General features: G+C 32.7%; 16 protein-coding genes and 1 pseudogene. 6 read left to right on the top strand and 11 right to left on the bottom strand.

Features of this window, described 5'->3' with window-relative positions; translation table 11 throughout:
• The first annotated feature begins 35 nt into the window (after positions 1–35).
• The 5 genes from Q0856_RS00815 (at position 36) to Q0856_RS00795 (ending at position 11,957) form a co-directional block, all read left to right on the top strand.
• Positions 36–1,202 carry a FecR family protein gene (locus Q0856_RS00815; protein ID WP_298501723.1) on the top strand — a complete coding sequence of 389 codons (1,167 nt, stop codon included), beginning with the start codon at positions 36–38 and terminating at the stop codon, positions 1,200–1,202.
• A 148-nt stretch (positions 1,203–1,350) separates the two neighbouring features.
• Positions 1,351–4,833 (top strand): TonB-dependent receptor, encoded by a 3,483-nt coding sequence (locus tag Q0856_RS00810; RefSeq protein WP_298501720.1) that lies wholly within the window; start codon positions 1,351–1,353, stop codon positions 4,831–4,833.
• Positions 4,834–4,857: 24 nt separating this feature from the next.
• Entirely contained in the window at positions 4,858–6,693 is a 1,836-nt protein-coding gene (locus Q0856_RS00805) for a RagB/SusD family nutrient uptake outer membrane protein (protein ID WP_298501717.1), read from the top strand.
• 142 nt (positions 6,694–6,835) lie between these two features.
• The gene (locus Q0856_RS00800) at positions 6,836–10,210 is read left to right on the top strand and encodes a VCBS repeat-containing protein (RefSeq protein ID WP_298501714.1); all 3,375 of its coding nucleotides are present in this window, start codon (positions 6,836–6,838) and stop codon (positions 10,208–10,210) included.
• 16 nt (positions 10,211–10,226) lie between these two features.
• On the top strand, positions 10,227–11,957 hold the full coding sequence (locus Q0856_RS00795; protein WP_298501711.1) for a DUF5597 domain-containing protein: 1,731 nt from the start codon (positions 10,227–10,229) through the stop codon (positions 11,955–11,957).
• 110 nt (positions 11,958–12,067) lie between these two features.
• Here Q0856_RS00795 and Q0856_RS00790 read toward each other — a convergent pair whose 3' ends face one another.
• The 7 genes from Q0856_RS00790 to Q0856_RS00760 all read right to left on the bottom strand — a co-directional run bounded on the left by Q0856_RS00790 (position 12,068) and on the right by Q0856_RS00760 (position 21,422).
• Positions 12,068–15,397 carry a VCBS repeat-containing protein gene (locus Q0856_RS00790; RefSeq protein ID WP_298501708.1) on the bottom strand — a complete coding sequence of 1,110 codons (3,330 nt, stop codon included), beginning with the start codon at positions 15,395–15,397 and terminating at the stop codon, positions 12,068–12,070.
• Positions 15,387–15,797, bottom strand: a complete 411-nt coding sequence (locus tag Q0856_RS00785) for a hypothetical protein (protein WP_298501705.1) — start codon at positions 15,795–15,797, stop codon at positions 15,387–15,389. The genes Q0856_RS00790 and Q0856_RS00785 overlap by 11 nt, the downstream gene beginning before the upstream one ends.
• Before the next feature lie 257 nt (positions 15,798–16,054).
• Positions 16,055–17,035: a D-cysteine desulfhydrase family protein gene (locus Q0856_RS00780; protein ID WP_298472932.1), complete on the bottom strand. Its 981-nt coding sequence runs from the start codon at positions 17,033–17,035 to the stop codon at positions 16,055–16,057.
• 52 nt (positions 17,036–17,087) lie between these two features.
• On the bottom strand, positions 17,088–17,960 hold the full coding sequence (locus Q0856_RS00775; protein ID WP_298501702.1) for an SDR family oxidoreductase: 873 nt from the start codon (positions 17,958–17,960) through the stop codon (positions 17,088–17,090).
• A gap of 103 nt (positions 17,961–18,063) precedes the next feature.
• Positions 18,064–18,489, bottom strand: a complete 426-nt coding sequence (locus Q0856_RS00770) for a DUF2262 domain-containing protein (protein ID WP_298472927.1) — start codon at positions 18,487–18,489, stop codon at positions 18,064–18,066.
• Between the two features lie 235 nt (positions 18,490–18,724).
• On the bottom strand, positions 18,725–19,339 hold the full coding sequence (locus tag Q0856_RS00765) for a hypothetical protein (protein WP_298501699.1): 615 nt from the start codon (positions 19,337–19,339) through the stop codon (positions 18,725–18,727).
• 151 nt (positions 19,340–19,490) lie between these two features.
• Complete coding sequence (locus Q0856_RS00760) at positions 19,491–21,422, bottom strand: FAD-dependent oxidoreductase (protein ID WP_298501697.1); 1,932 nt, start codon at positions 21,420–21,422, stop codon at positions 19,491–19,493.
• Positions 21,423–21,683: 261 nt separating this feature from the next.
• Here Q0856_RS00760 and Q0856_RS00755 point away from each other — a divergent pair.
• A pseudogene (locus tag Q0856_RS00755) lies at positions 21,684–21,845 on the top strand (IS110 family transposase); the annotation flags it as partial.
• 70 nt (positions 21,846–21,915) lie between these two features.
• Here Q0856_RS00755 and Q0856_RS00750 read toward each other — a convergent pair.
• The 4 genes from Q0856_RS00750 to Q0856_RS00735 all read right to left on the bottom strand — a co-directional run bounded on the left by Q0856_RS00750 (position 21,916) and on the right by Q0856_RS00735 (position 25,503).
• Positions 21,916–23,133, bottom strand: a complete 1,218-nt coding sequence (locus tag Q0856_RS00750; RefSeq protein ID WP_298501695.1) for an SMI1/KNR4 family protein — start codon at positions 23,131–23,133, stop codon at positions 21,916–21,918.
• A 75-nt stretch (positions 23,134–23,208) separates the two neighbouring features.
• A complete protein-coding gene (gene bla, locus Q0856_RS00745) occupies positions 23,209–24,111 on the bottom strand; it encodes a class A beta-lactamase, subclass A2 (protein ID WP_298501692.1) in 903 nt (300 codons plus the stop codon).
• A gap of 295 nt (positions 24,112–24,406) precedes the next feature.
• On the bottom strand, positions 24,407–25,003 hold the full coding sequence (locus Q0856_RS00740; protein ID WP_298472912.1) for a hypothetical protein: 597 nt from the start codon (positions 25,001–25,003) through the stop codon (positions 24,407–24,409).
• Positions 25,000–25,503, bottom strand: a complete 504-nt coding sequence (locus tag Q0856_RS00735) for a sigma-70 family RNA polymerase sigma factor (RefSeq protein ID WP_298501690.1) — start codon at positions 25,501–25,503, stop codon at positions 25,000–25,002. The genes Q0856_RS00740 and Q0856_RS00735 overlap by 4 nt, the downstream gene beginning before the upstream one ends.
• Positions 25,504–25,913 lie beyond the last annotated feature (410 nt).

Genomic DNA, 25,913 nt, shown 5'->3' with positions numbered 1-25,913 from the left:
TTTTGTCTTGTATTACTATTAACAAAGCTTGTTTAATGACTACATCAGAAATTAAGAATATTCTTATTAGGTATATAAACAAATCTGCTAATAGCAATGAATTAGATATTCTTAATACTTGGGTTGAAGACCCTATGAATAAGCAAGTTTTTGAGAAATTTATAAAGGCGCATTATGCCATTACCATTAGTATGAACAACCCAGATTCTAGTGAAATTAGAGAACGCTTGCTTAAAGAAATAAGGAAAGATAAAAATCCTTTGTATAATTTAAGATTAAAAACAGTCTTTAAGTACGCTGCTATTTCTATTTTATTTATAGGCATTGGCTATTTCTTTCAAAATGCTTTTTTAGAAAAACAGACAAATAACGTAGTTGTTCCAAAAGAGGAATTTATAACCTTAGAGTTAGAAAATGGTAATATTCAGGTAATCTCTGAAGAAGGTACTTCAACAGTTGTAGATGTTAATGGTAATGTGGTTGGAGCACAACAAGGAGATAAATTGGTGTATGGAAACGATAAGCATATAGAAAAGTTAGTTTATAATAAGCTAACAGTGCCTTATGGTAAAAAGTTTGACATTGTTTTATCAGATGGTACCAGTGTCTTTTTAAATTCAGGTAGTTCTATACGGTACCCAGTTAAATTTATTAAGGGCTTAAATAGGCAGGTTTTTTTAAATGGAGAAGCCTTTTTTGATGTTACAACAGACGAATCTCACCCATTTATTGTAGACACGGAAGAACTTAATGTGCAAGTATTAGGGACTAAATTTAACGTTCAAACTTACGAAGAAGACTCCAGGGTAGATGTTGTGTTGGTGGAAGGGAAAGTAGGTATGGACTCGCAAAAAAAACTTAATTATAATGAAAATGAGATTGTTTTAGAACCTGGATTTAAAGGAACATACAATAAAATAGAAAAAAATATTACAACGAAAAAAGTAAACACTTCTGTGTATACATCATGGGTTACAGGAACGGTTGTTTTTAGGAACAGGCCGTTTAAGGAAATAGTAAAAAAATTGGAACGCCTTTATAATGTTACTATAATAGTAAATAACAAGGAGTTAATAGATAATGAGAGTTTTAATGCTAGTATAGGAGTAGATGATGAAACTATTGAGCAAGTTTTAAATTATTTCAATAAAGTATATGAGATAGAATATGAAATTATTAATAACAAGATTTTAATTAACTAACAACCAAACACCAGACTTTATGAAATGAACCTTTTTTTAATTCCATAATTGTTTTGTAAAAAAAAAATCGAGGAATGCTGTAACATCCCTCGACCTAATAAAGCAATTTATTTAAAACAAATAAATCACTGAAAAACACTTTAGAAGTATGAAAAAACAACTCAATCCTAATGGTAATAAACCTTGGGAGTTTAAACTCAACCTAAAAATGAAGTTATCACTTCTTTTTCTTTTAACGACAGTACTTACATTACAGGCAAATCCGTCGTACTCACAAAAAAATAAAATTACATTAAATTTAAAAGATGCATCAGTATCGTCTGTTATAGATGAGATTGAAGCTAATTCTGAATTTAAGTTTATTTTTAAAACAAATGTAGTAAACCTAAACAGAAAAGTAACAATTAAAGTAGATAAGGAGGATATTAATAACATTCTTGGTACTATTTTTAGAGATACACAAACTTCTTTTGAAGTGGATAATCGCAAAATATTGTTATATAAGGTAGTCGAAAAATCTATTCCAGATAAACAACTAGCAGTAATTAAAGAGCAGTTAGAGATTAACGGAACTGTAATTGACGAGGATGGACTTCCGTTGCCTGGAGCTAGTATTGTAGAAAAAGGCACTACAAATGGGGTTACCACGGACTTTGATGGAAAATTCTCTTTAGCCTTAAAAGGTGAAAATCCTGTTTTGGTGATTTCTTATATAGGATATTCCAATCAAGAAATCATAGTTGCAGGTAAAACACAATTAAATATTCAAATGAAACCGGATTCTGCCGCTTTAGAAGAAGTTGTTGTGGTTGGTTACGGAACGCAGAAAAGGGCTACAGTTACTGGTTCTGTTGCTTCCGTAAAAGGGGTAGAGCTTACTAAGTCACCTGCAGTAAACCTTACGAATAGCCTTGCTGGTAGGGTTCCTGGTTTGTTTATAACGCAAACAAGTGCAGAGCCGGGACAGGATGATGCAGACATTAGAATTAGAGGTGTAAATACATATAATAATTCCAATGCATTAGTTGTTATTGATGGAATTCCAGATAGAGCAGGAGGTTTGGCTCGTATAAACCCAGCCGATATTGATAATATTTCTGTTCTAAAAGATGCTTCTGCTGCTATATATGGTGCAAGAGCTGCAAACGGAGTAATTTTAGTTACTACAAAAAGAGGTAGACAAGGTAAAACAGAAATTAGTTATTCTTTTAATCAAGGTTGGTCAAAACCAACAGTGCTTCCAGATATGGCTGATGCTCCTCAATATGCCGAATTACTTAATGAATTAAGAGTTTATCAATTACCAACAAGTCAATGGCAAGGTGCTACGGATGGGTTTGCATCTTCAGGTACTTTTACACAACCAGATGGTACTGTAGTAAATGCTCCATGGTCACCACAGGATATAGAATTATTTAGAAATGGTCAAGACCCTTGGGGGCATCCAAATACAAATTGGTTCGACGAAACATTTAAAACGTCAGCGCCTCAGCAAAAGCATAATTTTCAAGTTTCTGGTGGAGGGGAAAAAGTGCAGTATATGAGCTCTTTAGGCTATTTAAGTCAAGACGCAATATATAAAAATTCGGCAACAGGATATGAGCAATATGATGCTAGATTGAATGTGAATATGAACATAAATGAGCATGTTACATTTAACATGGGAATTATGTTACGAGAGGAAATACGTAAAGCACCAACAGAAAGTGTTGATGCTATTTTTAGAATGTTAACAAGAGGTAGGCCAACAGAAATTGCAACCTATCCTAATGGGCTTCCTGGTCCAGATATTGAAAACGGTCAACAACCTGTTGTAATAACAACTAATGCAACTGGTTATGATAGAGGGAAAAGTGATTTTTTACAGACTAATGGAGTTTTAGATATAGATATTCCGTGGGTAGAAGGTTTGTCTTTACAGGGTACCGCCGCAATTGATAAAAGTTTTCACAACCAAAAAACATGGGTTACGCCATGGACTTTATATAGCTGGGATGGAACAACTTTAGGAGCAGATGGTTTACCAGAACTCGAGGCTGGTCAAAAAGGACCGCCAGAACCAAACTTAACGCAAGTTTCCTCCAATAGATTAAACATTTTTCTTGGTGCAAATTTAAAATATGCAAAAAGTATAGGGGATCATAGTGTTTCCTTTCTTGCTGGATTGAATAAAGAAACCATTCAAGACGAAAATATGTTTGCATTTAGAAGATTTTTTATATCGTCTGCACTTGATAATTTAGATCAAGGAGGGGCTCTTGAGCAAAATAATGGTGGTCTTTCAAATAATGCGGCAAGATTAAATTATTATGGACGTGTTAATTATGATTTTAAAGAGAAGTATTTATTAGAATTTCTTTGGAGATATGATGGTTCTTATGCCTTTCCGGAAAGTAGTAGATACGGGTTTTTTCCTGGTGTTTCAGCTGGTTGGGTACTATCGGAAGAGAATTTCTTAAAGGGTAGTTCTTTTGTAAATTTCTTAAAATTAAAAGGATCATGGGGGCAATTAGGAAATGATAGATATAGTGAAGAAGATTTTCCGACAAATCAGTTTTTGCCTACCTATGGTTTCGGAACATATACTATTAACGGAGGTCAAGTAACCACTTTAGCAGAGGCAGTAGTTCCAAACCCGGGAATAACTTGGGAAAAAGCTAACAACGTTAATATTGGTTTAGAGGCTAAATTTTTAGAAAGAAAATTGTCTTTAGAGTTTGATGTGTTTAAAAATGTACGAACTAATATATTAACACAACCAAACGCTTCGTTGCCTTCGTATACAGGAATAACTCCTCCAAGACAAAATATTGGAGAAGTAGAGAACAAAGGGTTTGATTTTACTGCAGCTTATTTTAATAGTAGTGGAGATTTCACCTATAATATAGCAGTTAATGGAGGTTTGGCCAAGAATAAAATAATTAATATAGATGAGCCAGATGGTGTACTTGATCGTCAAAAAGTAACAGGACGCGCTATAGGGGCTCCTTTGGTTTATGCTTATGATGGTGTTTTCGCTTCGCAGGCAGATATTGATGCAGAAACATTAGATTATTCTGCAATTTCAAATAATTTAAGACCAGGAGATATGAAATTTAAAGATATCTCTGGCGATGGGGCAATAACTCCAGATGATCAATTTAGAACAAATAAAAGCGCATTTAATATCCCAACTTTTATGGGGGGTGTAAACATTAAATTAGGGTATAAGAATTTTGATGCTACTATCTTTATGCAAGGAGCTGCAGGATCAAGTGTACAATTATTCTTTAATGAAGCAGGTGAAATTGGAAATTATACAGCAGATACTTACAGAAATAGATGGTCTGTAAATAACCCAAGTTCAGTACACCCAAGAATAACCAATAGAGCTGATCAATACTATAGTAGTGGTAATACATATTGGTTAGAAGACACAGATTATTTAAGGCTTAAAACTTTAGAACTAGGCTATACGTTCCCAGAAGAAATTGTTGGTAAAGTTGGGCTTAGTAAAATTAGGTTTTACGTAAGTGCATCTAATTTGTTTACGATATCAGATACTACATTTGATCCTGAAGGACTTCAGGCAGCTGGTAGAGATTATCCTAACCAAAAAATAATTAACACTGGATTTAAAGTCTCATTTTAAATTTATTACTAAAAAAATATACGTATGAAAAATAATAATTTTATATGCATACTGACTTTATTAATTTTAACAGTCAGTTGCAACGATGATTTTACGAATGTAACACCTACAGATGGTGCTCCAGAGTCTGCTATATGGAATGACGCTGGTTTAGCAGCAGCAGCAGTTACCAATGTATACGAAAATTTGTCAACTGGAGGATTCGGAGCAGAAATGTTATCTTCTTTAACAGATGAATCTGTGTTTATACATACAGGAGCTAAAGTTAACACTACCACAGAAGGGAGAGCTAATTCTAGTGATACTGGATTTATAGCTCAAGAAAATCAATGGGATTATATTTATGTTGGCGTAAGGAATGCTAACTTGGCAATTAAAGGATTAAATGAAGGAGATATAGGCGATGATGCTCTAAGAGATAGGTTGTTGGGAGAAGCTACGTTTTTAAGAGCTTTTTATTACCATAAATTAGTACGGTTTTATGGAGGAGTGCCGCTAATAGATGCTCCTTTTGACTTAGATTCTGATTTTAATAATCCAAGAAATACGTACGAAGAATGTATAGAGTTCATTGTAAACGATTGTGACACTGCATTTGGTTTATTAGACGGAGAAAGTATGGATGGAGGTAGAGCAACTGCAGATGCCGCTTTAGCTCTAAAAGCAAGAATGTTATTAGATGCTGCAAGCGATTTGCACGATGCTTCTAAAGCGGCCGCGAACTCTTCTTTACTTGGAGGAGCTAATTTTGAACTTTTTGGGTACACTTCTGGTGACCAACAAGCTCGTTGGGTAAGAGCAAAAAATGCAGCACAAGTTGTTTTAGATTACGCAAGTGGTTATAAAACAGGTTTGTCTGCTCCTGAATCTTTGGAAGATGCAAAGGAGAATTATATAAGTGTTTCCCTTGCTCAAAATGGAGGAGAAGCAGATATATTATGGGAAAGACAATTTAATACAGAGGGTGATGAATGGGGAGGTAAACGAATAGGCCTTTTCAATGGCCCCAATGGATACCATAACTGGGCAGGTAATGTGCCTATTCAGAATCTTATAGACGCTTATGCTATGGAGGATGGTTCAGATTTTGATTGGGATAACCCAGCTCATGCTGCTGCGCCATACGACAATAGAGAACCTAGATTTTATGCAAGTATACTGTATGATGGTGCAGATTGGAAACCTAGAACAGATGATGTGGCATCTAGGGACCCTGCTAACCAAATACAAACGGGATCGTATGAAATTAATAGTGGAACATGGCCAGGGTTAGATACAAGAGAAGGTCCTGTAGAAGATTGGAACGGAACAAGAACAGGATATTACGTAAGAAAGTTTATAAATAATGACCCTAGTATAGTAGATTTTCAACAGTTTCAAACCATACCTTGGCCATTTTTTAGATATACTGAGGCTATGCTTAATTTTGTAGAAACGTGTATAGAGACGGGGGATGATGCCAATGCAATTGCATGGTTAAACAGAGTTCGTTATAGAGCAGGCTTACCTGCTATTACAGCAACTGGTGGTGCCGATTTAGTTACAGCTTATAGAAAAGAACGTAGAGTAGAATTGGCATACGAAGAATCTAGATATTTTGATATTAGAAGATGGATGATTCCTGCTGAAACACACGGAGCACCTGTAAAAATAATTAATGTTTCTGGAGCTTTAAAATCTGGAGCAAGTGTAGATACATACGCGTATGATAAGGATAATTATGATTATACGTACACAGTACAAGATATAGACCCAGGTTTCGAAAATAGAGTATGGCTAGATAAAATGTATTATTTGCCAATACATATTTCCCAAATACAAGCTGACCCAAGTTTGGTTCAGAATCCTGGTTACGAGTAATTTGAGAGTTAGTTTTTTAAAGAACGGCTCAATATCATTATACAATGACGTTGGGTCGTTTTTGATTATACTATTTTTAAATCCGTAATGTAGCAAATACATTTTATATTAGAAATACGAAAAATTTGAAAATGAATTTAGGATGAAAAAAATCAATTGGATTTATGTACTTCTATTACTAATTCTTTGTAGTTGTAAAAAGGAAATTAAACTATCTGGGTTAAATTCGGTTAATGAAGCCATATTTACAAAACTCTCTAAAGAAGAAACTGGAATAAACTTTTCTAATGAGCTTTATGAGAATATGAAATTTAATGGTGTACAATACGAGTACTATTATAATGGTAGTGGCTTGGCAGTTGCCGATTTTAATAACGATGGGTTAAAAGATGTGTTTTTTGTATCAACTTTAAAAAAGCATCAAATTTTCTTAAACCAAGGGGGTTTAAAATTCAAAGATGTAACACGATTTACAGGTATAGTATATCAGCAAAAATTTTCTGGAGGAGTTACCATTGTAGATATAAATAATGATGGATGGATGGATGTTTATATTTCTAACTCTGGAAAATTTAAGGATAAAGAAAAAAGAAGAAATAAGCTTTATATTAATATGGGCACCAAGGGAGAACATAAAATTCCCACTTTTTCAGAACAAGGAAAAAAATACGGTTTAGATATAGCAGATTGTTCCACGCAAGCAACTTTTTTTGACTATGATAAAGATGGCGATTTAGATATGTATTTATTAAATCATTTTCCATCAACATACCCGGATAATACTACTATTGAAGAATTATTAAATGTAGACGGTGGTGTTTCTAACGACAGGTTATTACGAAATGATACTAATTATTTTACAGATATAAGTAAGGAAGCAGGCATCATACATAATCGTTTAGAGTACGGATTGGGTGTGGCAATAGGAGACGTAAATAACGATTCTTGGCCAGATATTTATGTGTCTAATGATTACTCCGGGAAAGACCATCTATATATGAATAATGCAGATGGCACTTTTACAGATAGAATTTTAGAAGCTACAAATAACATTTCTTTTTTTGCAATGGGAAATGACATGTCTGATATAAATAACGATGGTTGGTTAGATATTATGACGGTAGACATGATGGGAGAAAGTAATTACGATATTAAAACAAGTATGAGTGGAATGAATCCTAAAAAATTCCAGAATACAGTGGATATAGGATTACACCATCAATACATGTATAATGCATTACAAATAAATTCTGGCTTCTTAAATGAGAATAGTGTACCAATATTCTCTAATCTTGCACAGTTAGCAGGAGTATCAAGAACCGATTGGAGTTGGGCACCATTATTTTTTGATATGGATAATGATGGCTTTAAAGACCTTTTTGTTTCTAACGGAATTAAGAGAGATTTTAGGAATAATGACTTTGTAAATTACATGAATAAAAAGCAAGACACTATTCTTGCAAGTAAAAAATTTATACCTAAAGATTATATTTCTGATCTCTTAGATAAGATGCCAACAAGAAAAAAAGAGAACTTTTTCTTTAAAAATAACGACGGACTTAATTTTTCAAAAATGAATAAGGTTTGGGGAGACCAAACATTAACAAGTTCTAACGGTGCTGTTTATGCAGATATGGATAATGATGGCGATTTAGATATTATTGTTAATAATACAGATGACCCTGCATTTATTTTAAAAAACAATTCAAAAGAATTAGGCTTAGGCCATAGCGTAACTATTACACTAAAAGGACCACAAAAAAATATAGATGGTATAGGTACTCGTGTTATGGTTACCACAGAAGAAAACAAGCAAACACAAGAATTATATTTTTCAAGAGGTTTTATGTCTGCCATGTCTAGAGAACTACATTTTGGACTTGGCACCTCATCAAAAGCAACTGTAGAAGTTATATGGCCAGACAATAAACAGCAACTTATAAAAAATGTAGATGCCAATCAATTAATTACTATAGATTATGCTGATGCAATAGCGGTATCTAAAAATGAAAATAAGGAGACTGCTAAGCATCTCTTTTCAAAAAGTAATATTCAAGGATTAGACTACAAGCATATAGAAAATAATTTTGATGATTTTTCTAGAGAAAGCCTCCTACCCCATAAAATGTCTACCGAAGGCCCATCATTAGCTGTTGACGATATAAACGGAGATGGTTTAGACGATGTTCATGTTGGAGGGGCCTTATCAATGAAAGGAGTTGTATATATTCAAAATAAAGACGGTACTTTTTTAGAAACAAATATACCACTCATGAATAGTGAAGCTGCTTATGAAGATGTTGCATCAGAATTTATCGATGTTGATAACGACGGTGATTTAGATTTGTATGTAGTAAGTGGTGGTAATGAATATGCAAAAGGATCCTCTTTTTTAGAAGATAGATTGTACGTAAATGATGGTAAGGGCAACTTTATAAAAACAGCTAATGCACTACCAAAAATTGCAATAAGCGGTTCCTGCATAAAAGCTGTAGATTATGACAAAGATGGTGATACAGATTTATTTATAGGTGGTCGGCAAATACCAGGAAAATACCCCACACCTGCAAAAAGCTATATACTCCAAAACAATAGTGCTAATGGAAAAATAGCATTTAAAGAAATAGAAGGTAATGCTACATGGGAAAAACTAGGAATGGTTACCGATGCCGTTTGGGTGGATCTTAATAACGATTATTATTTAGATTTAGTAGTTACAGGAGAATGGATGCCAATACGAGTATTTGAAAATAATAAAGGAAAAGATTTTATAGAAAAGACAAATGACTACGGCTTTAAAAACACAAACGGATGGTGGTATAGCCTTGCTATACATGACATAGACAATGACGGAGACAAAGATATTATCGCAGGGAATTTAGGCCTTAACTATAAATATAGAGCTAGTAAAGACGCTCCATTTGAAGTTTATGCTAGCGATTTTGATGCCTCTGGTAGTAATGATATTGTATTAAGTTATTACGATAATGAAAAGTTGGTACCAGTTCGTGGGCGCGAATGTTCTTCTAGACAAATGCCATTTTTAAAGGAAAAATTTCCTACCTATGATGCCTTTGGAAAAGCATCGGTAAATGATATTTTTAATGAGGACCAACTAAAAAAATCTACCCATTTAAAAGCAAATACGTTTGCTACCACATTTTTTGAAAATAAGAGTGGTCATTTTATAGCACAACCCATGCAAACCGAAATTCAGTTTTCTTCGGTAAATACTATTTTAATAGAGGATTTAGATGCAGATAGAAATGTTGATATTCTAATGGCAGGAAACCTCTATGGTTCCGAAGTAGAAACACCAAGAAATGATGCTTCGCACGGCCTGTTTTTAAAGGGTAAATCCAAAGGTGATTTTGACCTTATAAAAACCAACAAAAGCGGATTAATGCTCCAAGGGGAAGTAAAACACATTAAAACTATTACCATTAATAAACGTAAAAACATTATTGCAGTAAAAAATAGTGGGGCTCTAGAAATAATAGCTATCAACCCACATTAATAAAATTTAAAAAATTATGCTCTCTAATTCTAACAACACTATAAAATTCTCTTTACTCAAAACAATAGTTACTATTGTTGTAGTTTCTTTTTGTACAAGTACTACAGCCCAAGATATTCCGTACCTCAAAAAAGAAAAAAATAAAACGCAACTTATAGTAGATAACAAGCCATTTCTTATGCTTGCTGGGGAACTATCCAATTCTATTAGTGGTAGTATAGAACATATGCTTCCTAGCGGAAAACCATTACCAAGAAAAGAATATTCCATGGTGGGTGGTACTTTAGGAAATGACACCAGTAAAAATTTGGATTATGATGGTTCCGTTTGGGATCAAATGGTAGATCTAAATGTAAATACCGTATTAGTTGCTATAAGCTGGGAAATGATTGAACCAGAAGAAGGTAAGTTTGATTTTACCGTGGTAGATGCTATACTTAAAGGAGCCCGCGAAAAAAACTTAAAAGTAATACCGCTATGGTTTGGCACATGGAAAAACGGAATGTCTAGTTATGCGCCACTTTGGGTAAAAAAAGACTATAAAAGATTCCCTAGATCAAAAACAAAAAATTCGGGCAGTGTAGAGGTTGTTTCTACCTTAAGCTTAGAAGCTCGTAATGCAGATGCCAAAGCTTTTTCAGAACTAATGAAGCATATTAAAAAAGTGGATAGCGAGCATAGAACTGTTATTATGGTACAAGTAGAAAATGAGGTTGGTCTTATGGAGGATTCTAGAGACCGTTCTGCAATTGCCGAGAAAGAATTTAAAAAGGATGTTCCTAAAGCATTAATAGAATATTTAATTAAAAATAAAAAAACACTAATGCCGCAATTAAAAGAGTTATGGGCCTCTAGTAGTTATAAAAAATCAGGCAGTTGGGAAGAAGTTTTTGGTTCTAGTGTTTGGACAGACTTGGCTTTTATGTCATGGCAATATGCTACTTACATGAACTATGTTACAAAATTAGGCAAAGAGGAATACAATTTACCAATGTTTGTTAATGCTTGGTTAGAATATGAAGGCAGTCCACTTCCTGGAGGTTTCCCAACTGGCGGACCATTACCAAGAGTAAAAGATATTTGGAAAGCTGGTGCACCAGATATAGATTTTATGAGTCCGGATATATATGGCGGAGACTTTGTAGAATGGTGTAACCAATATACCACGCAAGGAGACCCTCTTTTTATTCCAGAAACCTGGTGGACAAAACCAGAATATGTAGGCTATATGTTATATGCTATTGGAAATTATAATACTTTGGGTGTTGCACCCTTTGGTATAGACAGGGTAAACCCTAAAGACGAACCATTACTTAGAGAAATGTATAGTGCTGTTAACTATTTATCCCCATCTATTTTAGAAAGTCAAGGAAATAAAAATAAAATAAGCGCTTTCTTATTAAGTAAAGACAAACCATTTATAGAAGTTAGCATGGGAGATTATATAGTTAGAGCAGAACTGTATAAAAGAAAAGGTAGTTACAGAGTAGAAGATGCTTATGGCGTAATACTTAAAACAGGAGACAACCATTTTACCATAACGGGAAGCAAAGCTGTTATTACCTTTATACCAAAAGATAAGACTGTAAAAGCTGGTATTGGCACCGTAGATGAATACATAGAGGTTAATAACAAATGGATTAAAGGCCGAAGACTTGGAGGCGATGAAACTAATAGAGGAAAGGGCGTATTTCTTCCAGTGGAGGGTATAGGAATCCAGAAAGCGGAAATTTACACGTATAAATAATAGGTTATTTTTGAGTTACACCAAATAAAAAAGAGATAAGCTTTCGTAGTAATGCTTATCTCTTTTTTTATTCCTGATGTATTATGGTTTTATTGGTTTTAAATACTCCTCTACTTGAAGTTTTTTACCCTAAATAATTGATGCTTTTTGTTATTGTTTCCTATAAAAATATTCTTTCCTTCTTTAGAGTTTAAGAGCAACATTTTTCGAACATCGTTATCTGTAAAAAAACCAGTAGTAGTATTCTCTATATAATTAAAAATTCCAGTAGCATCTCCCTTATAAAATATTCCTTTTCCCGCATCTGCTCTAGTAGTTTCTACTTCAGGCATATAATTGTTACCAGCCATAAGCAAGTCTTTTTTCTGGTCTCCATCAAAATCTTCGAATAGAATAGAATTTATAGGAGCAATTTGCGCCTCATGGGAAAAAGGTTGAAACGAATAGTTGTTGTTCCCTTGATTTATAAAAATACCGGATCTAAATTCTGTAGCTTTAAAATGTAAAGAGGTATTTAAACCCTCTCCAAATATATCTTTAAGATCCGCATTGGCAAAAGCATCATAGGAGGTAAATTTTTCTTTGAGAGATGGTATTTGCTCTGCGGTACAAGACTTACCACGTATTGGAACCTGATTGTCTTTGTAATATTTAGCTAAAATAATATCTTCAATACCATTGTTATCATAATCGTTGGTGTAAACATGAAAAGGCTCTTTTTTAGATGCATGAAAATTGTAATTAAGACCTAAATTTCCTGCGATAATATCTTTATCTCCGTCTTCATCTATATCTACAATCATTAATTTATTCCACCAACCAACGGTAGAAGAAAGATCCGAATAGGAATTGTTTTTAGTTAATTTTCCATTGTTATTAGTGAATACTTCAAGACCCATCCATTCCCCAGTAACTATTAAATCTAAATCTTTATCGTTATCTATATCGTTCCAAATGGCATCGGTTACCATACCAACTTTCTCTAATGACGGAGCAAGTTCTTTGGTTTGTATCTTAAATTTACCTTTTTCATTTATTAGCAAATAACTATTAGGCGTATACGGGTATTTACCAGGAATTACTCTACCGCCAACAAACAAATCTTGGTCCCCATCATTATCATAGTCCGCAGCAGTAACTATAGATCCCGCCGATTTTATAGATGGGATACTATTCCTAGAACGTTTAAAAATTCCGTTTCCATTGTTAATATACAATCTATCTTCTAGCATTTCTGAGTTTTCATTAAACTCATAACTGCCACTAACCACATACAAGTCTAAATCATTGTCATTATCAGCATCAAAAAAAGTGGCACTAACATCTTCAAATTTTTTATCTTTTATAAAATCAGGTATGGTAACTTCTTTAAAAGTATTGTTTGGTTGTGCAAGTACTAATTTCCCTGGAGAATTATGCGCCCCACCAATATAAATATCATCTAAAGAATCGTTGTTAATATCTACTTTTACAATAGCAGGCCCAGTTTGCGATAGTTTGTGTGGTAGTAGTAATTGTTTTTTATAATCATCAAAAACTGGCTCCTTATGAGAATAGTCTATTCGTTGTTCTTTAAAAAGTACGGCTTTAGGTGTTTTTTCTGGTGCTATATTTTTTTGTGGATTGTAAGTAATAGTTACGGTTTGGTTTGCTGCAACATCTTTTAGAACTTGCGTTTTTCCATTGGGCCATAGCACCTCAACCATAGGAATTGTTTTGTTTTCCTTTAATCCAAAATGTAATTTGTTAGATACTGAAGATAAAAAACCTCTGGAACCTATGACTTGTCTTGTTTGTGTCTCTCCATTCCCCTGATGCAATTTTATAATAGTACCAACGCCTTGCTTATTTTTTTTAGGGCCATTTATATTAAATTGAACATACTTATTTGGAGAAACACTTCTAGAATTGTTTCTTAAAATGGTAGCATTATCATCAATATTATTTACAACAATATCTAAATCTCCATCATTATCTAAATCGCTATAAATAGCGCCGTTAGAAAAACTTTCTTTCTCGTTTGTCCAATCTGCAGTTTTATTTTCAAACGTTAAATCTCCCTTATTTCTAAAAATATAATTGGTTAATTTTTGTTGCGGTAATTTTTGGGTTAGTTCTAAAATCTTTTTAGCATCTAAATTATCTTTGTTTTTAGAAGCATATGCATCTAGAGACCTAATAACATCTTTATTTACAACATCTCGGTAAATTCCATTTGTAACATAAATATCATTAAAGCCATCTAAATCAAAATCTGCAAAGAGGGTTGACCAACTCCAATCTGTTTTGGCAATTCCGCTCATATGACCAATATCACTATAGGTGCCATTACCATTATTTAATTGCAGGGTATTGTGCATGTATTGGTAATAGTAGCCTTTGTCTATCATTTTTTTAAACTTAGCAATAGAGGTCATTGCCATTGTTGTTTTAGATCTAATATAATCTTCGGGTGCCATATCTAAAACCATTACATCTTGTAATCCGTCATTATTTATATCTGCAATATCGCTACCCATACTAAAGTAAGATATGTGTTTAAATGTCTCATCTCTACCATCTTTAAAGGTGCCATCTTGGTTATTAATAAATACAAAGTCTGAGCCAACAAAATCATTAGAAACATAAATATCTGGCCAACTATCATTATTAAAGTCTCCTATTTGGGCATTTAGTCCAAATCCTAAATCTGGTAATATTCCTGCAGTAATAGATACATCGTTAAAATGACCATTTCCGTCATTATTATACAGTTTATCACTCCCTTTAAAGGTTTTTGTTAATGGATGATTTTGAATACTTTTTTTATCTAAAACCACACCAGAAACATCAAACCTAGAAGGGGCATTGGCAATAAATAAATCTAAATCGCCATCTTTATCATAATCAAAAAAGGTAGAAGTTATAGATCTATTAGTATCTGCTATGCCATAAGACTTTGCTTGCTCTGTAAAAGTTACATCGCCATTATTAATATAAAGTAGGTTGGCCAGTTTTTTTTCATCTTCATACCACCCAGCCCTATTAATATATACATCTAAAAAACCATCATTATTAATATCTACAATAGAAATTCCTGTGTTAAATCCGTCCGTTTTTTTTATGCCAGATGTAGAGGTAACATCTTCAAATTTTAAATTTCCTTTATTTAAGAAAATTTTGTTTTGATATAAGTTAGACACAAAAAAAAGGTCCTCTAACCCATCATTATTAAAATCTGCCGTTGCAACACCACTACCAATGTACATATACAAGTATTTATAATAGTATAGCTCTTCGGATTCTAAAACCTTATTTTCAAATGTAACCCCAGTAACATCTACTGGCATACTAGTAAAAAGGCTTGTAGGTGGTATGTTGTCTTCTCTCTCTTCACAAGATAAAAAGCATAAAACAACCCATAAGAAAAGGCTATGGAGATAAAATTTATTAGTGTGCATATAGTTCTGGAGTAAAAGAGATTTTGGTAACATACGATCCATATTTATCATAAAAAACATAGTCTAAAATAATGTCGTGTTTTTTAAAAGCCTCGTAATTTGGATTCTCTTTAATTTCTTCTAATAAATAAGGGCGTATTATTGCGGTAGAAGAATCTATCTTCATATATTTTTTATCCATTCCGTAAAGCGTTTTATAGTAGATAAAATTTGTATTGGAGATTGTACTAACACTATCTAGCCTAGAACTTTTTTTTAAATAAATGGGGCATTTTTTATTTATACTTTGAGCCACAGACGCCATTTGTTTTTCTACAGATCTTGGTTGTATAAAAAAGAGATTTGCGAAGGACAAAATTGCAACAAAAATGCCAATTCCTAGGGATATTATTTTTATCATTTGTATTTTATAATTGCAGTTATAAGAGGTTTTCTAAAGTACAAATAAAGCACAATATATAAAAGGTATTTGTAATGATTTATGGGTATAGATAATTGGTAAATTAGTTTTGTTGAATGCATTAAAAAAAAAGGCAGCAATTTTAAATTGCTGCCTAGTTTATTCATTAATTTAGTGGTCTTTACAGAAGCGCTATAATCTAATTTTTAGGTAAGCACTAAAACCTATATTGATGTAGCTTTTGTAAAGTATAGTTTTTACATATATTGGTTATAATATGCATGAACTAAAGGCATACCACCTGTATGGATAAAAACTATTGTTTCGTCTTTTTTTATCTTATTTGTTTTAATATATTCAACTAGGCCTGCCATTGCTTTGCTAGTATATACAGGGCAAAGAAAAAGACCTTCTAATTCTGCAAGCATAGTAACTGCTTTTGTTCCATTTTCTGTTGGTATCCCATAGCCTTCCCCAACAAATTTTGTGTTTAGCTCAAAGTTTGTAGCTATATCTACATTTGGTTTTATGTTTTCTATTATTTCGTTTGCTAGTTTGGTAACAATGTTTTCTATTATTTTGTCTTTATATAATACACTAAAGCCAATAACTTTAGTAGGTGTTTTAGCAATGGAAAACCCTGCAATAAGACCAGCCATGGTTCCGCCACTGCCAGTTGGCGTAACCACATAATTCGGTGTTGTTCCTTCTGCATTTTTAAATTGTTCAATAATCTCATTAGCACAATCATAATACCCTAAAGAACCTAATAAATTAGAGCCACCAAAAGGAATTAGATAGGCTTTATTTCCTTTTTTGTTTACACTAGCAGCAATTTTATTCATTTCAATATCAAAGTCATCTTCTGCATTAATAGTAATTATATTTGCGTTCATTAATTGCATTAAAAGAGCATTTCCATTTTTATTAAAAGTAGGATTTTGCTCTGGAATCATTGTTTTGCAAACAACAATTGATTTTAAACCTAGCTGACAAGCTGCACCAACAAGTTCACGAGCAGCATTAGATTGATGATGCCCTGCAATTATTAATGTGTCTGCTTTTTTATGTATAGCATCTGCTATAATACGCTCGTATTTTCGTAGTTTATTTCCGCCACCTCCACGTCCGCCTTCATCATCTCTTTTTATGTAAATTTTTGGACCTAATGTATTAGATAAATTTGGTAAGAACTCTAAAGAAGATTCTCGATTTAGTAATTTTACTTTGTTATTCATTTGTCTGTTTTAGTTAAGCGAAAACGTATACTGTTTTTATACATTCTTGTAGCTAGTACTTTTTATTTTTTAGCTTATTTACTTCTAATTTAAAAAAATCTTCCAGTCGTATTGTCCCATATTGGTTTGCAATATTATCATCTGCCATTGCTGTTAGGAAAAATTCAATTGGGCCGTACGTTTTTGAAGACGTAAAAGTACGTAATAACCAAATGGTAAATCTCCTAGTCCAATCAGGTAAATGACTAATTTTAATGGGTTTTTTCCAAGCTTTTAATGCAATTTTTGCCAATTCATTCTGAGTAAAAATATCAATACCACCTATGGTTTCTTCTTTTATTCCTTCCTCCATTTTATCTACACAAATTTTAGCTAAGTCTTCTCCGTGTATTGGATTTAATTTAAAATTACCATCTCCAAATAAATATACTCTTCCACTTTTTGCCATATTTAGAAAATCTTTCATGTCCGAGAAAAAACCATTCGGACGCAAAACACAATAATTGATTTCTGAATCCTGTAGCTCTTCTACAAATTTTTCTTTGGCTTCAAATATTTTTAGATGTTTTAGTTTATCTCCATTAATAGCTGAAATATATTGGAATGCTTCAACTTTATCTTTTAATGCCTCTTTCAGTAAGTTTGAATTAGCTTGATAGTCAACATCCATATACGTCATTCCATCCTTTTGTCTGGTAATACCAACAGAGGAAAAAACCCAATCAATATCTTTTGTTATTCCTTTTATGGAATTAGGAGATGTTAACTGACCGAGATAAAAATCGTCAACAGCTTTAAACTTGTCTTTTTGTGCTTTATTGCGAATAAGTACTCTTACCCAAAAACCTCTTTTCTTTAGTTCCTTAACTACATATTGCCCTAAATACCCTGTTGCTCCTGCGACTAAAACTTTCTTTATATTCATTTTTTTTACAAAGTTAGAATTAACGTAGATAAGTTAAATTGACTATCGTCAAGAACGGTTTTTCTTAAATACCCGGGTTTTTTCTTTGTTAGCTGAATTATTTTTATCCGAACATTGTTGTGTTATCAAAATTTTCTCCGTCAAATGATTGAGCAATCAAGGAGTGATTTCCAAACATTCCATTTTCTTTGTAGAATATATTAATAGAATCTTTAGATAAAAAATTAATGGCTTTCAATTCTATATTATTTCTAAATGCTGGTTCATCCAGTTTAGGAAATCCATTTTCTTCATCAGCCCAATTTTCATTATAGTTATCTAAAAAATCTCTAACAATAACATTCATTGCCTTTTTTTCATAGATTTCAAAGTTCACCATTATTTTGTTTGCCAATGTCAATGTTTCTTCAATAGTTACATCATCAGGGTCTAATCTTAAATCAATATTTTTGGTGTTATATTGAACCGTTATTTTATATGAACCTTCAATATCAGAATCTATCTCTAGTTTTTCTTTTGTTATTTTCATTTGAGTTTTTTTTATAACAGCTAAAGGTTGGGCTAAGTTTAGTGCGATAGTAAGGAAACTTTTCGCTTTCGTCTACGCTAGAAACCAAATCTTAGGTTTTGTTTTGTTTTTTATTGTCTAAAGCTACCTCTAGGCGCTGGGGCATAAGATGTACGGACTTTATAAAGATACGTGGACCTATTAAATAAGTTACAAGTCTGCATCACGTTTAGGTTTTGCTAGCTGTTGACTTTTTTTAGTTAGTTTTTCCGCAGTATTCATTAAACTCCCAAACTAAGTCATCTATTTCATAGTCCTTTATATTTTTATTAGAAACAATATCTATAACATTTTCACAGTCGTTAAAACATTCAGCCAACTGCCTTTTCCAAGCATTTTTATTTCTAGTTACATGATATAAATAATCTCTATCTTTTCGTTTTATATAGTAGCTTGTTTTTTTAGTTGCAAATGCTTGACTTCTTTGATTTAGTTCGTTTCCTGTATTGCCATTATTTGTCCACTCTATATCGTCATAAGCGTACAAAGTCATGAAACCTGATTCTATTACCCGATACAATTTGGAAATATTTTTATTAACCTTTACATATTCATAAGCCACTATTTGTATTCCATTGTCAAATTCTATTCTTTTAACTTGATCGCTTTTCCAAATATCTGGTTTGTCTTCTAAATCCATTCTAAAAACAATTTTTTCGCTTTTAGTTAATATGTTTATTTTGATTTCTCCATATCCTTCAAATTCGGAATTATCTAGAAGTATCAATTTAGCTGGTTTAGTTTGACTAAAGACTACACCAGAAACAAGCAATATAATTGTTATAAAAAAAGGTTTTAAATAATGTTTCATTTTTTATATTCTACTAAATGGTAATTTGTATGAGTAGTGCCAGATTTTGGGATAATTTTCTGCCCTACCGCTACGTAGACTGAACCGGCTACAAGCCTTAAAATTCATCACAATGCGTGCCATTACTTATACAAAATTTTATATTCAAATTCTATGTTCGTTCACTACCAGGTTTAGACATCAATATTTTTAGTTTATCAAGGTGTTTTTCATAAACTCCACGAGGAGAAACGTTTTGTTTAATGCAAATGGCAGCGGCTTTACCAACGATTTCTCCCATCATCCCAGTGGTTCTCATTACCCGTACAGGGCCCAGTCCAGTTTTCGTTACACTAATATCTCGTCCTGCCATAAAAAGATTTTTAATATTCCTGCTATACAGGGTACGATAAGGAGCCCAGTACAGTCCACCATAGTTGTATTTCTTACCTCGTGTGTAGTCGGAAACAAACTCGTTTCCTTTAAACCCTGTTTGATATTCTTTTTTAGGAGTGTGAATGTCAACATGCCAGGAACATGGGAAAGCTTGGTCGTCAAATATTTTTTGTTTTTTGAAATCTTCGGCATCCAATATCACATCCCCCATTAAACGACGAGATTCGCGTTTGCCTGCAATAAATGCAGACCATCCTAATCTATGGTTAGGATACATTTTATCTACATTTTTGAGGGTATCCCAGGCTCCATACATTGCTCTAAAATTGTGATCTCGAATGAGTTCTATCTCTGTTACTTGATTTTTATTAAATCCGCTCTCCCAGTACCACATATTGGCAAATGCTTCCAACCCTTGGCGATTAAAAGTTTTTACTCCTTTTCTTCCAGGAAAGGGTTTGTCTGATAAATCTAAAGCCCATGGACACCGAGGAAATGGTTGTGCTATTTCTCCGATTTCACACTTCATCGCCAAAGCGCTTTTATCTTTGCATTCGCAAGCCAATACTTCTTCTGGATTGGATGCATCTAACACGCTAAAAAGATTGCTACTTCCCATAAGATCTTTTATTTCGTATTCATAATCTGCACCAGCTTTATACCCGATGGTAGCATCACCCGTACAATCTGAAAAAAGCTTACCACTTAACTTTGTTTGTCGCGCAGATATTGTACTTTGAACAATGATAGCATTAATAACATTATCCGTAGTTTCTACTTTTATAGCCCTATGGTTGATAAACAGACTTATGTTCGGTTCTGCTTTTACAACCTTCAATTTTAGCGCATCGTCATAATAACTGGAATCAACACCATTAAGTACTTGACCTTTTTCTTTCTTTATTGGAGGAAGAATTTCGTTTACGATATCTCCAATATGAGTATAAGGGCTTTTATTCGTATGACCTTCTGGCCATACACGTACTTCAGAGCTAGCATTCCCGCCAAGTACAGGTCTATCTTGAACCAGAGCTACTTTTAATCCGTTTCGAGCGGCCGATATTGCTGTGCATGTACCTGCTAATCCGCCACCTGTTACCACAATATCATACTCACCTCCATCATCTGGTTTATCAGGAAGCTCCAGCAAATTCCGACGAAACTTGGTAAGTGCTTCAATGTCATTTACGGGCTCAAATTCTAAATCTTTGCAAAATAGTATTGCTTCACATCTACCTTCAAAACCTGTCAGGTCATGCAATGTAATGGAAGCTTCTTTCTCCACTTTCACCACACCTCCATCATGCCAGTTCCATTCTGCTCCTTTAGTACCAAAGGTCTCTTTAAGTGGTTCATCATTAATAAGTAACTGAAATTTACCAGGGGCGCCCGGAGCCTTCCATGGAGCTACCCAATCACGAGTACGTACCCATACGCGATAGTTTCCAGAAGACGGAAACTTAATGTTTGTTTTAGCATCTTCAACAGGGATACCTAATCCATGTGCAAGCAAATAAGGAGAGCCCATTTGATCCATTGATTGTTGATCTAAATCCCATCCGCCGAGGTCTTTAAATTGTTCGGCTTCTAAAAAAACAAATTCTTCTGAGAATTTATTTTTTTTGTCATAGACGCATGAAGATAATCCTCCCGCTAAGAGGAATAAACTAGAGTTTCCTATTAATCCAATGAATTGTCTTCTTTTCATACTTACATTGTTTTTTCGTTACTTCTTATACGGTACAACGGTTTTGCATATGAGGGGTTTCCGCAGGAATATCAGACGTAACAAAAGCGCAACTACCTTTGTTTAAGCCTAAAATAAGCAATTAGTTTAATACCTCTTAAGTTTGATTTTCATTAAATTGATAGTATAAACTAGAAAGAGCAAAATAGAGAATTAAGGTAACTATACACGTTGAAGCTTTGGACTTCCACAACATTGATAACCCCCGCTCTTTTATTTGTTATGTATAAATATAAAGAAACTTTTGGAGTTGACATCAGTAAGGATGTCTTTGATGTATACGGTAGTATAGTAGGTCATCATCAGTACAAAAACCAAGTACTGGTATCCGTTGTAAATCCTTTGTCAATAAAGCGATTTATTCAAATGAGATTCGCAAAAATAAATTTTTATGTTTATACTTTCGTTTTATCACTTAAACAGCTATTACTTATACCCCGAGTTGGGGACATAGTTACTCTAAGAATCCATTATTCAAAACATCTTTTCCATCTATCAATTTTCGGAAAAAACCTTCTAGATTATTAGCTATAAAACGAATTTTCGTTTCATCTGCTCCAAAGGCAATTATTTGTCCTGATGTTCCTTTATTTCCAGGTGCATAATCTATAGCAATAAAGTTCCCACTACCGGTACTTAGAAAAGGAATCCAATATGGATTGGTGTAAATTCCTATTGTTTTTCTTCCGTCCGGGTGACTATTTCCTGTTAAATCAATTAACATCCAATCAACACTATCATAAATTTCTTTCCAGTTGTTCCATTCGTCAAGTATTTGTTCAGCTGTCAAAAACCCTGTGTTTTCAATTCCATTATGTAAACTGAGTAATAGTTTTAATTCTTCAGGGAATGCATAGCCTGCTGAGGTTTCAAACTCTTTATATACCTGTTCATTATTCTTTGACAGTTCTGGTTTGATTTTTTTGACTCTAATGAATTCGTCAAATAACTTTTTCAAAAGAACTTTGTCTACATTTGAGCGATACGTAGTATCAATATATTTTTTTATATAGTTTTGCTTTTCTTTGGCAATTTTGGCTTCATTGTATTGTTTAGGTGCATTTTTATATAGATATGCTCCAACATTTTCATAAGGTTTTTCATCTACTAACATTCCAGAGTTTACCCATTTCCGTGAAAACTGTCCTTTTCCTAAAGTAAGCATAAATTGTGGGTTAGGGTTAAGATCCGGTTGTCTTTCAAATTGACCGTTGTTTTTATATTCTTCAAGTTTTTGATATTGGTCTTTAAGGATTATATCCATCCATAACTTGAAGCTTTTTTTATCCTCTAAATGCATCCCAATTATTCTTTTGTCAGATAAATAAGCGAAAGCGTCATAATGTAGCTTCTCGCCTTTTGGTGTAATGATAATTAGTTTAAGAACTGTGCACTCAAAGTTTTTTGATAAATGCTTTAATAAAATATCTTTAAATCCCATTGTGTCGTAAGATTTATAGTTTCTTACCGTTGCACTTTTATGATGAGAGTAATCTTTAAAGTATGGTTCTGGAATCTCTTCTAGTGAAATAGTACTAAATATAATGTCCAAAAGTGCTACTTTCTTCAGTTGATTATTGTAAGGTATAGATTGGATATTCATTTTACGTGAGCAATTAGTTGATAATAATAAAAATATGAATAATAAATATTTCATTTCAGGACGGGTCATAATTTTTGCCAACGGTCTTATGTATGAAACGTAGCGTGCAAAAAGACACTAACTTTTCGATATTTGGACTATCTGTTACTCTTTTATAAAATAATCCCATGCCACTTTAGAGATGTCGGATATAATTTTTTCGTTGGTTTTGATATCTTCTTTAGATTCAGTCACAAAAACACTTATTGTGAAGTGTTCTCCATTTGGCAAATACACAATTCCAATATTGTTTACTGCTGCAGTTATGCCTGTTTCTTTGTGTTTTCCTGACCAACCTGTTTTATGTGCTACAATTGTTTCTTCTGGTAATTGCCCTCTTAATCTGTTTTTACCAGTTTTGGTTCCTTTCATTATGTTCCAAATAAAATCATAGCTCTCTTTGGAAAGTAAACCATTTTTGTTTTCATAAAATGTTGCCAAAATTCTATTAGCTTCTTTAGGTGTTGTCCAATTTAAAAATTGCAAATCCCAATTATTTTGCATTGTTTCCTCATTTATTTTTACAGCAAAATCTTTAAAACCGAGACTTGAAAAATAATTCTCAACCACTTGTGGTTTTCCGAGCAATTTTAGTAAAACATCACAGCCAACATTGTCGCTCATAGCGACTGTGTACTCAATGATTCCTGCAATAGTAAGTGTAGCTCCTTCGGGATATTTTTTTCTTATTGGACTCCATAGTCCCGGTAGTAGTTCATTTTTCTTAATCTCAATTTTTTGGTCAAGTGAAAAATTGCCCTTATCAATTTCAGATAAAATTGTCAATGCAATTGGAAATTTTAAAACACTCTGCATTGGATAGTGTCTTTCATTATTAATACTTAGTGTGTCATTAGCTTTTATCCCATTAATTGCAACTCCAACGATTGCTTTTTTTGTATTTATAATACTATCGATCTTCTGTCTTAAAGTTTCTATTTCTTGAGAATAACCATTTATAAAAACTATGAAGAGGAGAAAGAAAATAATAAGTGTCTTTTTTTGCATATTCTTTTTTGTTTGTAGGTAAAGGACTTGTGTATGATTTCGTTGCGTGTTTAAGCACTAAAGTTAGCAAATAAATCACAGATAGAAAGTCCGCGAGGACTTTCGTAAGGGAGCTCTAACTAGCAATGAATTATAAGACACATTGTTGCCATTAGTACTTTTTATTCCTAACTTGATTTCTCTTTTGTTTGATTATTTCTCTTCTTGTTTTTGAAGTTGAAAACCGCAAAATTTTTGATAATTGTTCTAAAAAGCTTGTTGAAACTTTCGAGGGGCTATATTTAGATTTCATATGTTATTGTTCCAATTGATTTATTAATTCATTAATTCCAGATATTCTTGGGTTGATTTCTTTTTTCACTCTTTTTTTATTTAAGAAGTATCCATAAACCCCTATTCCGATTGTGGCTATATTTATTAGAATTAATATCACTATAAAGTTTTTTGGAATCTTTTCCCAAATACTGATATTAAATAATAACATTATCGGGTAAACTGGCAATATTCCCCAATAGTAGTATGTCTTAAGGAATTTCTTTTGGGCTTGAAGATATTTCCTGTTTTTTTTGAGATAATTTAGATAATTTTCTTCTAAATCACTTGGCTTAAATTTCTTAATGCTTCGATATTTGATTATTAAATAAATTGCACAAATCATTATTAATCCTATCGCTGTTTTAGTCAGAGCGAAAGGAATCTTGAATAATAAAAGAAGGCATACTAAAATTCCAAATACAGCTAAAATCGTTTCTGAAAGTTCAATATAATTCCACCATTTGTCTAAACGCTTTAAACTTGATTGCAATTCTATCATTAATTTTGATTTCTCAAATTTTACACGCTCTTGATTGCTGGACGATTGCCAGATTTTAATTAATTCATCTTCAATCATAATATTTCATTTATACAGTTAAACAATTTTGATTTTATCCGTTTGATTTTTACGGCTATGTGATTTTCAGATAACCCAAGTATGTCTGAAATTTCTCGATATGTTAATTCCTCCAAGTACAAAGCAACTATAGTCTTGTCTCCATCATTCAATTTTTTAAAACACTTTCTTAAAGCTATTAGTTTTTCATCATTGCTTTCATTTACTATTTTAGAACCGATATTAAAAATAGTCATACTATCTAATCGTATAAATCGGTTTTGGTTTTTCGTGTATTTTGATTTGAAACGAAGGCAAACATTTAATGCTATCCTAAACATCCAAGTACCAATAGATGAATTACCTTTAAATGAACTCATCGACTTCCAGATTTGAACTAAAACCTCTTGAAATAGGTCTTTTGAGTCTTCATCATTATCAGAATATATAGAACAAAGCCTATATAATTTATCTTGGTTTTCCTCAAGTTTGGATAGAAATAGGCTTTTTTGTTTTTCCATTTTTAATACTTCCCTTTATTACTTTAGTTACCATAGTTTGAGAAATATGACAATTTAGAGGACATTTTATTAAAAAAAATGGAATTTTAAGGACGGGTTAGTATTAATGGTAACTATTAAAAATAAATCACCAGTGATCTATATATCTTTTAGATCCCTAATCTAATTAATCTTTATTTAATAGAGGAGAATTCCTTCAAAATTAGTTGAAACAATTTTTTGAAATGGTGTTTTTAAGGAAGATTTGAGATTTCTTATGACCTTTTAATTTATGATATTAAAATTTAGATGTTAAGCATTTGTTCAGTTTTTTTTAGGAAATATATAGTAGTTTTTTTGGTTGTAACTATTACATTTATAGGGTGTTAAAAAAAAGAGTTTGTTCAAAGTCTTTGTGCATAGTGATTATT

The sequence above is a fragment of the uncultured Maribacter sp. genome, from assembly GCF_947496775.1.
Classification (GTDB): domain Bacteria; phylum Bacteroidota; class Bacteroidia; order Flavobacteriales; family Flavobacteriaceae; genus Maribacter_B.
Note: the sequence above shows the minus strand (reverse complement) of the source record. Positions and strands in the feature narration are given on the sequence as shown.

What these genes read in the sequence shown, in the direction of transcription:
- Q0856_RS00785 (WP_298501705.1), bottom strand. Translation starts at nt 15,797, where the DNA reads ATGATAAAAATAATATCCCTAGGAATTGGCATTTTTGTTGCAATTTTG.
- Q0856_RS00765 (WP_298501699.1), bottom strand. Translation starts at nt 19,339, where the DNA reads ATGAAACATTATTTAAAACCTTTTTTTATAACAATTATATTGCTTGTT.
- Q0856_RS00815 (WP_298501723.1), top strand. Translation starts at nt 36, where the DNA reads ATGACTACATCAGAAATTAAGAATATTCTTATTAGGTATATAAACAAA.
- Q0856_RS00780 (WP_298472932.1), bottom strand. Translation starts at nt 17,035, where the DNA reads ATGAATAACAAAGTAAAATTACTAAATCGAGAATCTTCTTTAGAGTTC.
- Q0856_RS00770 (WP_298472927.1), bottom strand. Translation starts at nt 18,489, where the DNA reads ATGAAAATAACAAAAGAAAAACTAGAGATAGATTCTGATATTGAAGGT.
- Q0856_RS00795 (WP_298501711.1), top strand. Translation starts at nt 10,227, where the DNA reads ATGCTCTCTAATTCTAACAACACTATAAAATTCTCTTTACTCAAAACA.
- Q0856_RS00790 (WP_298501708.1), bottom strand. Translation starts at nt 15,397, where the DNA reads ATGCACACTAATAAATTTTATCTCCATAGCCTTTTCTTATGGGTTGTT.
- Q0856_RS00740 (WP_298472912.1), bottom strand. Translation starts at nt 25,003, where the DNA reads ATGATTGAAGATGAATTAATTAAAATCTGGCAATCGTCCAGCAATCAA.
- Q0856_RS00775 (WP_298501702.1), bottom strand. Translation starts at nt 17,960, where the DNA reads ATGAATATAAAGAAAGTTTTAGTCGCAGGAGCAACAGGGTATTTAGGG.
- Q0856_RS00735 (WP_298501690.1), bottom strand. Translation starts at nt 25,503, where the DNA reads ATGGAAAAACAAAAAAGCCTATTTCTATCCAAACTTGAGGAAAACCAA.
- Q0856_RS00805 (WP_298501717.1), top strand. Translation starts at nt 4,858, where the DNA reads ATGAAAAATAATAATTTTATATGCATACTGACTTTATTAATTTTAACA.
- Q0856_RS00760 (WP_298501697.1), bottom strand. Translation starts at nt 21,422, where the DNA reads ATGAAAAGAAGACAATTCATTGGATTAATAGGAAACTCTAGTTTATTC.
- Q0856_RS00800 (WP_298501714.1), top strand. Translation starts at nt 6,836, where the DNA reads ATGAAAAAAATCAATTGGATTTATGTACTTCTATTACTAATTCTTTGT.
- Q0856_RS00750 (WP_298501695.1), bottom strand. Translation starts at nt 23,133, where the DNA reads ATGACCCGTCCTGAAATGAAATATTTATTATTCATATTTTTATTATTA.
- Q0856_RS00810 (WP_298501720.1), top strand. Translation starts at nt 1,351, where the DNA reads ATGAAAAAACAACTCAATCCTAATGGTAATAAACCTTGGGAGTTTAAA.
- bla (WP_298501692.1), bottom strand. Translation starts at nt 24,111, where the DNA reads ATGCAAAAAAAGACACTTATTATTTTCTTTCTCCTCTTCATAGTTTTT.